General features: G+C 69.1%; 12 protein-coding genes and 1 riboswitch. Of the genes, 9 read left to right on the top strand and 3 right to left on the bottom strand.

Annotation, left to right across the window (positions count from 1 at the left end; all coding sequences use genetic code 11):
* The first annotated feature begins 270 nt into the window (after positions 1–270).
* From ISOVA_RS00835 to ISOVA_RS15830, 4 genes are all read left to right on the top strand, one after another.
* Positions 271–1,137 carry an alpha/beta fold hydrolase gene (locus ISOVA_RS00835; protein ID WP_013837371.1) on the top strand — a complete coding sequence of 289 codons (867 nt, stop codon included), beginning with the start codon at positions 271–273 and terminating at the stop codon, positions 1,135–1,137.
* Positions 1,138–1,250: 113 nt separating this feature from the next.
* On the top strand, positions 1,251–2,150 hold the full coding sequence (locus ISOVA_RS00840) for a ribokinase (protein ID WP_013837372.1): 900 nt from the start codon (positions 1,251–1,253) through the stop codon (positions 2,148–2,150).
* 590 nt (positions 2,151–2,740) lie between these two features.
* Positions 2,741–3,148, top strand: a complete 408-nt coding sequence (locus ISOVA_RS16285; RefSeq protein WP_143762020.1) for a hypothetical protein — start codon at positions 2,741–2,743, stop codon at positions 3,146–3,148.
* Between the two features lie 398 nt (positions 3,149–3,546).
* Positions 3,547–3,969 carry a very short patch repair endonuclease gene (locus tag ISOVA_RS15830; protein WP_081474890.1) on the top strand — a complete coding sequence of 141 codons (423 nt, stop codon included), beginning with the start codon at positions 3,547–3,549 and terminating at the stop codon, positions 3,967–3,969.
* Between the two features lie 83 nt (positions 3,970–4,052).
* On the opposite strand, the gene dcm is transcribed toward ISOVA_RS15830, so the two are convergent.
* A complete protein-coding gene (gene dcm / locus ISOVA_RS00845; protein ID WP_013837374.1) occupies positions 4,053–5,537 on the bottom strand; it encodes a DNA (cytosine-5-)-methyltransferase in 1,485 nt (494 codons plus the stop codon).
* A 360-nt stretch (positions 5,538–5,897) separates the two neighbouring features.
* On the opposite strand from dcm, the gene ISOVA_RS00850 reads away from it, so the two are divergent.
* From ISOVA_RS00850 to ISOVA_RS00865, 4 genes are all read left to right on the top strand, one after another.
* The gene (locus tag ISOVA_RS00850) at positions 5,898–6,899 is read left to right on the top strand and encodes a hypothetical protein (protein ID WP_143762021.1); all 1,002 of its coding nucleotides are present in this window, start codon (positions 5,898–5,900) and stop codon (positions 6,897–6,899) included.
* A gap of 703 nt (positions 6,900–7,602) precedes the next feature.
* Positions 7,603–7,959, top strand: coding sequence for a hypothetical protein (locus ISOVA_RS00855; protein WP_013837376.1), 357 nt, complete (start codon positions 7,603–7,605; stop codon positions 7,957–7,959).
* Between the two features lie 75 nt (positions 7,960–8,034).
* On the top strand, positions 8,035–8,898 hold the full coding sequence (locus tag ISOVA_RS16290) for a hypothetical protein (protein WP_013837377.1): 864 nt from the start codon (positions 8,035–8,037) through the stop codon (positions 8,896–8,898).
* 60 nt (positions 8,899–8,958) lie between these two features.
* Positions 8,959–9,075: riboswitch (SAM riboswitch) on the top strand.
* A gap of 42 nt (positions 9,076–9,117) precedes the next feature.
* Positions 9,118–9,396, top strand: a complete 279-nt coding sequence (locus ISOVA_RS00865) for a hypothetical protein (RefSeq protein WP_049788191.1) — start codon at positions 9,118–9,120, stop codon at positions 9,394–9,396.
* Here the strand turns inward: ISOVA_RS00865 and ISOVA_RS00870 are convergent, their stop codons facing one another.
* A complete protein-coding gene (locus tag ISOVA_RS00870) occupies positions 9,397–10,782 on the bottom strand; it encodes an NAD(P)-binding protein (protein WP_013837378.1) in 1,386 nt (461 codons plus the stop codon). It lies immediately after the preceding gene.
* 107 nt (positions 10,783–10,889) lie between these two features.
* Here ISOVA_RS00870 and ISOVA_RS00875 point away from each other — a divergent pair, with 107 nt between their 5' ends.
* Complete coding sequence (locus ISOVA_RS00875) at positions 10,890–12,002, top strand: AI-2E family transporter (RefSeq protein WP_013837379.1); 1,113 nt, start codon at positions 10,890–10,892, stop codon at positions 12,000–12,002.
* A gap of 1 nt (position 12,003) precedes the next feature.
* On the opposite strand, the gene ISOVA_RS16630 is transcribed toward ISOVA_RS00875, so the two are convergent.
* A complete protein-coding gene (locus ISOVA_RS16630) occupies positions 12,004–12,612 on the bottom strand; it encodes a PepSY domain-containing protein (RefSeq protein WP_013837380.1) in 609 nt (202 codons plus the stop codon).
* Positions 12,613–12,650: the final 38 nt, after the last annotated feature.

Raw genomic sequence — 12,650 nt, forward strand, 5'->3', positions numbered from 1 at the left:
GCTCCCGCCAGGCCCGGATGCGAGAACCGTAGGGCCCGTTGCGCACGTCCGACGTCGGCGCCCGGTGCAAGTCCTGCTCAAGGAGCATGGGCCTGTGCTGCTGCTCGTCCGCCGCGCCCCGAGACGCTCGCGAGCATCCGTGCCCAGCTTCGCTGAGCGGGATGGCCGGCTTCCAGACGCCTGGGATCCGGCCAGCCGCCCAGGTGCCGCGATGAGTTCCGCCAGCGTGCCTCGTCTCTACCAGCGACGACACCTGACGGAGGAGTGACCATGACCGAGCCGAAGACCTTCACCCTGGACGTGCCGGGCGCCGTCCTCACCTACGACGTCCGCGAGACCGAGACGCCGGGCGAGCACCTGCCGCTGTTCATCCTCGGCTCACCGATGGCGGCGGGCGACTTCGCTCAGCTCGCGTCCGAGTTCACCGACCGCGTTGTGATCACCTACGACCCGCGCGGCACTGAGCGCAGCACGCTGAAATCCGACGGCGAGGTGTCGACTCAGACGCACGCCGACGACTACCACCGCGTCGTCGAAGCGGTCGGGCTGGGGAAGGTGGACGTCTTCGCGTCGAGCGGCGGTGCGGTGAACGTGCTCGCGTGGATCGTGGACCACCCCGACGACGTGCGCACGCTCGTGGCGCACGAGCCGCCGCTCACGTCGCTGCTCCCGGACCGCGACATGGCGCTGCGCGTCCAGGCCGACATCGTCGAGACCTACCACCGCGAGGGCTTCGGACCCGCGATGGCCAAGTTCATCCAGCTCGTGATGTACCCGGCGCCGCTGCCCGAGGACTACCTCGACCAGCCCGCGCCCGACCCGGCCATGTTCGGCCTGCCGACCGCGGACGACGGCCGGCGCGACGACCTGCTGCTCGGCAAGAACCTCGCCACGATGCCGCTGTTCGAGCCCGACCTTGAGGCGCTGCGGCGCTCGCCCGTGCGGATCGTGCCGGCGGTGGGGGAGCAGGGCGAAGGCACGATGGCGCGGCGTGGCGGGCTGGCGCTGGCCGAGGCGCTCGGGATGGAGGCCGTGGTGTTCCCCGGCGACCACGGTGGGTTCGTGCGCAACGAGTGGTCGCCGGGCAACGACCCGGCCGCGTTCGCCGTGAAGCTGCGGGAGGTGCTGGCGGGCTGAGTCGGCCCAGATCGCGGTCGCGACGTAGCGCTCGGGTAGTTATCAGCGCCGGGAGCGTACCGAGGAGCTACGTCGACGAAGGAACAGCCCCGGCGTCGGGCAGACTCGGCTCCGTGGCCTCGATCGTCGTCGTCGGATCCGTCAACGCCGACCTCGTGGTGCGCACGGCCGCGCACCCCGCTCCCGGCGAGACGGTGCTCGGCTCGTCGCTCGAGGTGCTGCCCGGCGGCAAGGGTGCGAACCAGGCCGTCGCCGCCGCTCGGCTCGGAGCCGACGCCGCGCTGGTCGGCGCGGTCGGCTCCGACGAGTTCGCGGAGCCCGCGACGGCGGGGTTGCGGTCCGCGGGCGTGGACCTGTCCGGGCTCGCGCAGGTGCCCGGCCCGACCGGCATCGCGATCATCACGGTCTCCGACGACGGCGAGAACACGATCGTCGTCGTGCCCGGCGCCAACGGCTCCGTCGACGCCGACGCCGTGCGCCGGCACGCGCAGCTCGTCGCCGGCGCCGACGTCGTCGTGCTGCAGGGCGAGATCCCGCCCTCCGGCATCGAGGAGGCCGCGCGCCTCGCGCACGGCCGCGTGGTCCTCAACCTCGCGCCCGTCCTCGAGCTGCCCGACGACGTCACTCGCCTCGCCGATCCGTTGGTCGTCAACGAGCACGAGGCGCTGAGGTTCCTCGGCATCCATGAAGGGGAGCCGCACGACGTCGTGCGGGCACTCGTCGACGCCGGTCCGCGATCCGCGGTGCTCACCCTCGGTGCACGTGGTGCTCGCGTCGCAGAGCGATCCGGAGAACGTACGGAGGTAACCGCGGTGGCGGCTCCGAAGGTCGACGTCGTGGACACCACCGGGGCCGGCGACGCGTTCGTCGGCGCCCTGGCCTGGCGGCTATCGGCTGGCGACCCGCTCGCCGTGGCGGCCGGCTTCGCCGCCCGGGCAGGCGCCCACGCCGCGACCTTAAGCGGTGCCCAACCCTCGTTCCCGGCGGAATCGAGCACGCTCCCTACCGCGTGAGTGGCCGGCGGCAAACCGGATGACGTAGCGAAAACTTACGTGATCGTGAACCCGCCAATGAATGCCTCAGCGGAGTTGGCGTGTGTTCGCCTTGCCGAATGGCTCGGCGCCGTGGTTGGACTCACGGCCCGCGGGTGCAGAGCCTGAAGCCCGGGTGCGGCTCCTCACCCTCACGAGCAGAGACGGGCCCGGCGCGAGGCGCTCCTGCCGGCCTCCTCGCCGCGCGTCGTTGAACCCGTGGCTCGAGCCCGGCGAGTGAGAACGCCTCGCGCGCCTGCTGGAGGCTCCGTTGGCGTAGGCCTCCCGCGCGCGACAGGCCGCGATTCTGCGCCCCGACATCAGGGAGGCCGGCCGTCTAGTACGGCGGCCCGGGGGCGCGCTCGTGCGATGCAGGTGATTTCCCTCGGCATGCACGACTTGACCCACCGCAGACAAGGACAATGCTGGAGCGCCGGCGCCCAACGACACACGGCGTCTCGCAGCCATGGCGCCGACGACTCCAGGCTCAACTGAGTCGGTCGAGTCGGGTGAGGGGCGGTGCGGCGACCTCACTGTGACGAGGTACGCGCTTCGTCGGTTCGGATGGTTCAATGAGTTTCGTGACCGATGAGTGTATCCACGGCATGAACCCCGACTGGTGCGGGCTCTGTAACGGTGCAGACGACACAAGCACATCACGGGCGGGCGAATACGGATTCCACGGCGGGCGTACCAAGCAAGACCTGATTAACGAAGTGTGCGACCTGGTGGGCGTTCCACGCGTCACGCTGCCGCGAGGTGGTGGTAGCAGCCTTCCATCCTCTGTTTTTGAGGCTGCTGCGAAGAAGGCTGGCGTTGCCGGGGGCTCTATGCCTGAGATCGGTGAAGCGATAGCCCGCAAGGCAAAGCTGCCATGGACGGCGTCATGCGACAGCAGAGCCTCGCGGTCTGGTGGTGGATCGACGGTCACCGCGGAGGGTCTCGAAGTAATGGTCAGGGCGCTGCGCAAGCTGCTATGACGTTTGCGTGACCGGACCACGCAGTTTCGCGAGCGTCGCTGAGGGCCCACGGTTGGCAGGCGTGGGCGCGATCGGGTTCGCTCGTGCGCGAACCGGACCTAGAGGAGCGGCAGGCGACCTTTCAAATCTGGCTTGCGGAACGCCGTAGATGCTGGCGTCCTTGGACTGCGAGATGCCGGCCACAAGACGTGGGAGTTCCCCGAACTGCTTCTGGCGCGCGCAGAACGCCGAGCCGACCAAGCATCGCAGTGCCCAACCGCTTGGGGGAGGCTTGCGTGCCGGAATGGCATGATGGTCTGCTGGTGACCGTGACCAGAGACGCTGGCGCAGCACCCGCCCGCCGGACGTTCGGTGTGGTAGCGCACCCGGGCGCGTCCTCGGTCGCCGCAAGCCGCCGGATGAGCGTCGCCCGCCGGCGCGATACGGCGCCCGAGATCGCTTTGCGCCGGCTCCTACACGCCGATGGCCTTCGCTACCGCGTCACATACCCGGTCCCCGGGAACCGGCGGAGGACCATTGACATCGCCTTCACTCGTCTGAAGGTCGCGGTGTTCGTGGACGGCTGCTTCTGGCACGGCTGTCCGGAGCACGGTACAAGTCCGCAATCTAACAGCGACTGGTGGGCTGCGAAAGTAGCCGCAAATCAGGCACGTGACCGAGACACCGACTGTCTGCTCGAAAGCCTTGGGTGGGCAGTGGTACGCATCTGGGAGCACGAGCCGCCATCACGTGCCGCGGACATCGTGACACGGGTAGTCGACCGCCGCAGGCGGGGATTCTCTCCCGACCACTTCGACGCGATGGATCGCGGCAGCCTCTAGTCGATTGTGTCGTTGTTCAGAACGGACGTGATACGTCAGGTCGCCCTATGGGCGCAGGCTCGAATCGAAACGTCGGCTGCCGCTCAGTGGGCGGGCACTGCACGTGCGCGCGCCTGGCCGCGCTCCATCGCCTCGCGAATCTTCGTGCGCAGGTCGCCACCAGTCTCGGCCATCGTTTTGCGAACGGCGTCCAGAATGGCCTGTCCGCGAACGTCCAGCTCGAGCAACCACGCATCGCGCTCGACCTGTGCGGCAAGAGCCTGAGCCACGACGCCAGTGTTCACGCCGTTGCCGAGTTGCTTCCATGTTGCGGCGTCCTTCTGGCCCGCCCAGTCGAAGCCATCTGGGAGCCCTTGGAGACGCGCGCCCTCGATTACGGACAGCCGACGCTTCAGGGGGCCGATGATTGGCGTCTGGGAGATGGCAACAAGTGCAGGCAAGTGTGTCATGCGCTTGACCCGAAGACCTGACGGGCGTAGGGAAATAACGCAGTCGTGCACAGATGGGGCATCTTGCGCCTGCCACTCAAACTTTTGCCGCGACTCCGGGAACTTCTTCGTCTGGGCAAGCCATTCCTCAGTCCAGGCGAGGTCGTACGCACACAATCGATCGAACAGATCAAAGTTCTTGTTGAGGTGGCTGACTTTCCAGGCCATACTCGAGGCTTCATCAAGCAGTCGCTTGCGCTTCTTTGCGTCCGTGGTCCAGACGTGAGCCCAGATCGGGAAACCGGGGATCTCCCGTGCACGTCGACCTGCCGCATCCGCTTCGGCCGCTAGCATTTCGCGCGTCTTGTGGAGCCACAGATCCCAGTGCTCGATCCACTTCCATTCGTGGTCCGCGACCTTCGTCCCGGGCACGTCCTCGCGATCAATGAGTGGCAGGTGCTTTCGAAGGTTCCACTCACCGCGCATGCGGAGGTGGTCGAGCGAAATCGGTTCGACGTCCTCGAACGGACTGGGCAGCTTGAGCGTCCCGGCGGCGCGACGCTGTCGATAGACATCGCTGCGGTGCTCGGGATTGATTCTCGTCGCAGCGATAAAGACGCGCTCGCGAGTTTGAGGGTGCCCACCGAACTCTGGTGCGATCATCGCTGGCGAGAATATGGCCGCCTTGTGGCTCACCCGGTAGCCAGCCTGCCGCAGGGTCTTAATGATGACTTCCCACTCGTGTATATGGCGCGGACCTGCCAGGTTGCGGACGTTCTCCAGAAGGACGATCGAAGGGCGGCGGTCTTCGACTACCCTCATGATGTCGAAGAACAGCGTTCCGCGAGCTTCTTCCATCCCCTTCTGAGCGCCAGACTTGGAGAACGGTTGGCACGGGAACCCGGCGACGAGGACGTCATGCTCCGGAACGTTGACCTCGTCGCCCGAAGTGTCGAGAGTTATGTCGCCCTTGTCGTTGTTTCCGCGGGCACTCAGACCCCAGTTGGCCTCATAGACGCGCCGTGCTTCGGCGTCGATCTCAACTGCGTAGACGCACTCGCCGCCCATCGCGTCGAGAACGGCATGAAACCCGCCGATGCCCGCAAAGAGGTCAACGTACCTAAATGGGGCGCTGGTCACGGGGGAGGCTCCCTCGGTCGGACGATCGAACACACGTACAGCTAACCCGAACTGGCCCACGAACGCAAGTACCGTCCAGGGGGAGTCGTGCGGCGGTCGTCAAGTCTCGCATGCCGGGTCCGTCCGGAGCGGATGCTCGGGCAGTCGGGGGCCCGGGTCGGAGCCTGCGGCCACGTCGGCGAGCTGGTCCTGACGCCCGGAAGGATCGACTGTGCGGGTGCGCATCCCACGCTCGTCGCGGTTCGGACAGGCCACGGCGCCTGACTTTGCTGAAGACTGGCCAAACTATGCGAGGCTTTTGACGGTTCCGGCGGCCTCGGTGGAGCCGCGCATCGTGCTTATATGGCAAGATTCGTGCCGATGACTGAGCCGATTGGACCGGATGCTGCAGCCGAGGCTGACTTCGTGGAGAGCGTGCGCAGCATGCTGGCGCGTCCCGACTACCTGCTTCCGCTCGCGGCGGCCGAACGCCAGTTCCGCGATCACTACTACGGGCTCAATTCAGCGGCACTCCTAGAGGATCTGTTCTTCGACGCACTAGGAAACTTTCTGCGCCAGACGCGCCCCGCAGTCAGCCTGACTCGGCCGCCGACGGGTCAAAAGGGGTGGGACTACAAGTTCAATGGGCTTGAGATATCCCATAAGGTGAGTCAGAAACTTGATGTGATTGCGGCTCTATGGGATGCCACTAAGCAAGGAGTGACGACGTGGTCCTTCAACGAGCCGATTGCCTACGTTCTGGGCGGGAACGCGCCCGCCGCGGGAGTGGAAGTCTCGCTGGAGGATGGCACCGAGTTCCGCTGTCGGTCGGTCGCTGATCTCGCCCCTTCATTCGTGCTCGACGGTCGGGCCCTGCTGGTGGTTGTCTGGCCGCAGACGGGAAACCAGCCGCGCCTCCTAGAAGTTCGCGGATCCGGAGCGGATGACGTGGCTGCCAAAGTCTTACCGTTCGATGCGATCTGGCTACACGTCGCGGAGGCGGTTCGACTCGGGATCCCCGTGAACGATATCGACGTTCTTGTCACAAACCGGAGGGTAAAGCCGGCCCAACTTCGAGCGCTTGAGTTTGCTGTAGAAACTGGTGGGTCGATCGACATTTCTGTTGGTAGGCGCGGCGGGGTCTACCTTCTGAGCCGGGACACACTCCAAGATCTCGACGTTACGACCAACAATCGAGGTATCCTCATACCCAAGCAAACGGTTGAGCGTCTCCTGGGCGAGGCCTTCCTTCGGGGCAACTTCACCCCATTGCCGCTCTGGTACTGGGTGTATGCCGAGCGTCGGCCGCCTGACATGTACTCGGCACAACGTGCCGAGTATGACGCCCGGTTCAGCGCCAGCCTCGGAGGGCGACTGGCCTGATCGGCGTGCCGGTGCGGGCGACCGGAGCCAGGATCAGCGGCTCCTCCGAGGCGCATTCGGATGACGGCCATACCTCTCCATGTGCCGTCCGCGAGTGGTGCGTTGCCCCGCGGTGGGTGCGCTCGAGCGGGTGAAATGCCCGGAGCAATGCGCTTGGGCGCGCTGGTCTGCTCTTTATGATGCCATTATGTTGGCAGCGCCTGACGACCTGCGCGCAGGCCGAGCGGTCGCGTGCGGCAGTGGGTGATCCACGAGGTGGCAGGGCGTCCGACCATCCGGACGACGTGGCGGGAGTGGGAGCAGTCTCCGGTCCCTCCGCCGTACTACGTCCCGTCCAGACGTCGCCACGTCGGCACGCGCATCACCGCCGGCGTTCTGCTGATCGCGCTGACGATGTCGGTGTGGGGCCGTGCCGGCTGGCCCGGGATCCCGGAGCAGGTGGCGTCGGGAGTGGCGGAGCTCGCCGGCCGCCCGGCTGACGACGCGCTCGTCCCAGACGTCGTCGCCCTGGCCGACGACGCCTACATGTCCGACGAGGGCCGTCGAGTCTTCCTCGCCGCGAGCCCGGAGGTCGTCGACCTCGAGGACGTCGCCGAGGAGTGCGAGAACGCCCCTGCCGCGCGGCACTCCGGTCAAGGCAGTCCCCGAAGGCGAGGAGTTCGAGCTCGCCGGCTGCTACGTCGGCGACGGCAGGGGAGGAGGCGTGATCTTCCTGGCCGCGCCCGAGCACCCGTCGTTCTACGACGACGTCGTGACCACGGCCGCGCACGAGATGCTGCACGCGGCGTGGGAGCAGCTCGACGTGCGCGAGCGTGCCGAGCTTCGCGATCTGCTCGAGGCGGAGGTCGCCGACCTGGGCGCCGACGACCCGATTCACGAGCAGATCGAATGGTCCACCGACGGCAGCAAGATGGCCCGTCCCTCGGAGCTCTTCGCCTACGTCGGGACCCAGATAGGGCGGGAGGGTGGCCTCGAACCGCAGCTCGAGGAGGTGTACGCCCGGTTCATCTCCGACCGTTCCGCCTTGGTCGCCGTGCACACGGACAACCCTTTCGGCTGAGCAGGACACCCGCCGGCGGGTGAAATTGCCCAGAGCAAGGCGCTCGGACGCCGTCGCGCTCCTAGGATCCGGAACGTGTCGATGCCGCCCGACGACCTGCCGCGGAGCCCGAGCGGGCGCGTGCCGAAGTGGGTCATCGACGAGGCGGCCGGCCGTGCGACGACTCCGACGGCGTGGCGCGAGTGGGAGCAACGGCCGACGGCCCAGCTGGCGTCAGGACGGCACCGGGGAAGCAACCGGGGCCTGCGCGTGACGATCGCCATCCTCTCGGTGCTCATCACGGTGGCGGTGTGGGGCCGAGCCGGGTGGCCTGGGGTGCCGCAGGAGTGGGTCGCCGCCGTCGAGGAGGCGACGGGCCAGAGTGACGGAAGCGCCCTGGCTCCCGACATCCTCGCCCTCGCGGACGCGGCGTACATGACCGACGAAGGTCGAGCCATCTTCTACGGCACGGAACCAAGGATCGTCGACCGTGAGCAGGTGGCCGAGCTGTGCCGGAGGACCGGTCCGGACGACCGGGACCTCGAGACCGGTCAGTACAGGATCGCCGGTTGTTACGCCGGCGACGGTACGGGACGCGGGGTGATCTACCTTGCGAAGCCGGATGACCCGCGCCTCTACGAGGGCCTCGTGACGACGGCCGCGCACGAGATGCTGCACGCCGCGTGGGAGACCCTCGGTCTCCGCGAGCAAGCGGATCTCGCTCCGATCCTGGAGGCCGAGGTCGCGGCCCTCGATCCTGCGGACCCGATTCACCAGTCGATCGCGTGGTCGATCGGGGACGCGGCCACCTTCACGGCTTCCTCCGAACTCTTCGCGAGCCTCGGCGCCGCGGTATGGCGTGACGGTGGCTTGGATCCTCGGCTCGAGGAGATCTACTCGAGGTTCATCAGCGACCGTGCGGCGCTCGTGGCGGTGCACAGCTCCTGGTCCGTCGGCTGACTCCGACACGCGGCACACCCGCTGGCACATCCCCTCTTACCTGCGCTAACGTTCCCGCCAGGTCAACGAGTAATCAGCGATACGGCCTCCGCGTGCTGATCCGGCAACCGCGCTCCTCGCGCACGGTGCCCCGGGAGGAAGACCGGCCGGCCCGATCCCGGGCTGGAAGCGCGAGGATGCCGTGTGGCGCGGCTCCTCCACGACCGAAGGAGCCGAACCATGCCCACGCACCCCGTCGAGCACGCCAAGCTCATCCCCTGGGACGTCCGCCCGCAGCACCGCAACAACTTCCACCTGTCGATGCTCCGTGTCGCCGCGCGGATCCGTGCGGGCGAGCTCGACAGCATCCGTCCGGTCGAGCTCGACCACCACACGTCGTGGCGGTGCGAGCTCAGCAAGCTCAACGCGGTGGTCCTCTACGACCCCCACACGCCCGACGGCTTCTACCTCGTGCCGCGGCGGAAGGGCGACGACGACATCATCCGCCGCCCGTCGTGATCACGCCGCAAGGCCGACCATTGTCGACATCCGCGCCACCCCGGCCGGCGCGTGCTGCTTGAAGCGAGCGACGGCGTCGGACACATCCTGCCGCCCGGCGTGCTCGGGCCCGATCCGCGCGGGGTTGAGGAGCGTGCTGTTCGCCCACGCGCGGATCTCGCGATCGGCGCCGAACGCGGTGGCGGAACGGTGCCCGAGCACCTGCATCGTCACCCATCCGGCCGTCGAGTTGCCGTACGGGCTCGGCGGGCACAGCGCGTTCTTGGCGGCGTCGTCGTCCCGCGTCGCCTCGACGAACCCGATGAGCGCCGCGCCGAAGCACGGGAACCCGGCCCGGGTGGGCTGCAGCGTGATCCTCTCGCCCCAGATCGGCACGAGCGGCGGGTACTTCAGGCCCGGTGACGCGCAGTGCACGACGACGGAGCCTCGTCCCGTGACGACGTCGCCGCCGTCGAGCACGAGCCGGCCGGGCGCCGCGCGGCGGATGTGCCCGAGCCGCACGACGTTCTCGATCGTGCGGAGCCGCTCGAGCTCCCACCGGGCGAGCGTGGGCGTCTTGGCCATGGTCGGGGTGACCGAGCGGTCGATGCGCAGCATGATGCCGCGGTCCTCGAGGTGGAGCATGAGGTCTTCGGGCGTGACGGCGTCGGCCGCCGACTCCATGAGGTCCGCCGCCATGCCGATGAACACGGCCGGGTCGGGCTGGATGACCGCGCGGTCGAGCATCCACGGGTCACGCGGGCGCACCCAGGCGATCGCGTCCGGGTCGACGCCCTGGTCGAGCAGCCAGATGCACGTGTCGGTCGCGGTCTTGCCGGAGCCGACGACGATCCACCGCTCGGGCGTGCCGTTCACCTCGAGCGTCGGCAGCAGGCCGGCGGGCACGACGCGCGCACCGTCGTCGACGGCGAACGGCGGGGGAGTGACGGCCGGGACGTCGGGCGCGAGGTAGCTCGCGTCGACGACGCGACGCCGGACCCGCACCTCGCGCTCCTCGCCCGTGGTGAGCGAGCGGATCGTGCCGTCGTCGTACTCGTGCGCGGGGAAGAACTCGACGCGGTCCGACGCGCGGAGCCGCTCCTCGAGCACGCGCGCGTAGTACCGGCGGACGTCCTCGCCGGTCGCGCGCTCGTGCAGCCCGGCCTCGGGGCCGTCGGTCTGCACGCGCCCGTCGCCGAGCCGCGTCGACGCCACCCCGTACAGCTGCGACGCCTGGTGCAGCCGCACGAACGGGTACGCGTCGAGCCAGTGGCCGCCGACGCCGGGACGCCGGTCGACGAGCACCACGCGCGCTCCGGCGTCGTGGTCGATCAGCGCGTCGACGAACGCCATCCCGGCCGCCCCGGCGCCCACCACGACGTAGTCCGTCTCCAGCGCGCGTGCCATTCCGTCACTCCAGCACCCGCACGACGCCGGGTCAACGCGCGGAGCGGGTGAACGCCGTCGAACCCCCGCCAGCGGCGAGGCGGGCGAACCGGTGCCAACCTGGCGGGATGAAGATCGCCACCCGGACCGGACGGAGCGCGGGCCTGTGGAGCGACCGCCTGGGCGCGCCCGCGACCCGCGCGCTGCAGGTGCTGATCCTCCTGGCGCTCGCGGCGTGCGTCGTGTTCGCGATGATGCGGCTCAAGCTGCTCGTCATCCCGCTGCTCATCGCGGTGATCCTCGCCGCGGCGCTCGCGCCCGTGGTGCGCTACCTCAAGCGGCACGGCTGGCCGCCGCTGCTCGCCACGTGGACGACCCTCCTGGGCGCGCTCGGCCTGCTGTCGCTCATCATCTGGCTCGTGGGCCGCGAGTTCCGCGACGAGTGGCCCCTGCTCGTCGAGGAGGCCGGCCGCGGGCTCGACGAGCTGGAACGCTTCGCCACCGAGGGGCCGATCCCCATCAGCGAGGCCCAGCTCGAGCAGGCGCGGCAGGCCGCCACGCAGGCGCTCACCAGCGACGCGGTGCAGGCCGGCGCGGTCCGGGGCGCCACGGCGGCGATCGAGGCCGTCGCCGGCCTCTTCCTCGGCCTGGTGGTGCTGTTCTTCCTGCTCAAGGACGGCCGGAAGATCTACTCGTTCCTGCTCACGCCGCTCCAGCCGTACACCCGGCAGCGGGCGCTGCGCATCGGCGACCGGTCGGTCGACGTGCTCGGCGGGTACGTGCGCGGCACCGCGATCATCGCGTTCGTCGACGCGTTCTTCATCGGTCTCGCGCTCGTCATCCTCGGCGTCCCGCTCGCGCTGCCGCTGGCCATCGTCGTGTTCCTGGGCGCGTTCATCCCGCTCATCGGCGCGGTGCTCGCGGGCGTCCTCGCGGCGCTGGTCGCGCTCGTGACCAACGGCCCGGTGACCGCGCTCATCGTCGTCGCCGTCATCATCGGCGTGAACCAGCTCGAGGGCGACCTGCTCGCACCCGTCATCATGGGCCGCGTGCTCGCGCTGCACCCGCTCGCCGTGCTGCTGGCCCTCACGGCCGGCACGATCCTCGCCGGGTTCGTCGGCGCGCTGCTCGCCGTGCCGATCGCCGCCGTGTCGTGGGCCGCGATCAAGGAGTGGGTCGCGACGTCGCCGTCCCACGAGGTCGTCGTCGCCGAGGCCGAGCCTCCACCCGACGAGGGGTGAGTCAGTCGCGGGTGACCTCGCCCGAGGCGAGGTCGACGCGGTAGTCGACGTCGTCGCCGTCCTCGTCCACGGTGACGGCCCAGAAGTACGTGTCGTCCTCGTCGTCGAGCTCGGCGTCGTCGAGCGTGCCGTTCCCCTCGGCAAGCGCGCTCTCGATCGCCTCGGCGAGCGTGACCTGGGCACCGTCGAGGGCCTGGCGGTCGCCGTCGTCGAGGTCGCCGTCCTCGGTGCTGACGACCTGGCCGTCCGCGTCGACCTCGACCTCCTGGGACGCGTCGCCGACCCTGACCTTGACCTCCCACGTGTCGTTCTCGTCCGCGTCGTCGACGGCGAACGCGGTGCCGCCCGCCTGGTCCTCGGCCGCCGTGATCGCGGCGAGCGCCGCGGCCGTGGCGTCGTCGCCCCCGCCCGCGGCGGAGGCGTCGTCCGAGGGCTGGGGCGAGACCTGCGTGGCGTCGTCGCTGGGGAGCGCCGTCCGGTTGCCGCCCGGGCTGCCGGCCAGGTGGTCGCCCTCGCCGGGCGTCGCCTCGTTCCCGTCCCCCTGCCCGCACGCGGCGAGCGTGAGACCGAGGGCCAGGGCAAGGGCGGGCGTCGCGATGCGTGTCCTCATGCCCACGATCCTGCGGGCGGCGTCGGGCACTCGCACGG

The organism is Isoptericola variabilis 225 (assembly GCF_000215105.1).
GTDB lineage: Bacteria > Actinomycetota > Actinomycetes > Actinomycetales > Cellulomonadaceae > Isoptericola > Isoptericola variabilis_A.

Excerpts from the sequence above, each read along its gene's own strand:
- ISOVA_RS00870 (WP_013837378.1), bottom strand. The coding sequence starts at position 10,782 with ATGGCACGCGCGCTGGAGACGGACTACGTCGTGGTGGGCGCCGGGGCG.
- ISOVA_RS16630 (WP_013837380.1), bottom strand. The coding sequence starts at position 12,612 with ATGAGGACACGCATCGCGACGCCCGCCCTTGCCCTGGCCCTCGGTCTC.
- ISOVA_RS00865 (WP_049788191.1), top strand. The coding sequence starts at position 9,118 with ATGCCCACGCACCCCGTCGAGCACGCCAAGCTCATCCCCTGGGACGTC.
- ISOVA_RS15830 (WP_081474890.1), top strand. The coding sequence starts at position 3,547 with ATGAGCGTCGCCCGCCGGCGCGATACGGCGCCCGAGATCGCTTTGCGC.
- ISOVA_RS00835 (WP_013837371.1), top strand. The coding sequence starts at position 271 with ATGACCGAGCCGAAGACCTTCACCCTGGACGTGCCGGGCGCCGTCCTC.
- ISOVA_RS00875 (WP_013837379.1), top strand. The coding sequence starts at position 10,890 with ATGAAGATCGCCACCCGGACCGGACGGAGCGCGGGCCTGTGGAGCGAC.
- ISOVA_RS16285 (WP_143762020.1), top strand. The coding sequence starts at position 2,741 with ATGAGTTTCGTGACCGATGAGTGTATCCACGGCATGAACCCCGACTGG.
- ISOVA_RS00850 (WP_143762021.1), top strand. The coding sequence starts at position 5,898 with ATGACTGAGCCGATTGGACCGGATGCTGCAGCCGAGGCTGACTTCGTG.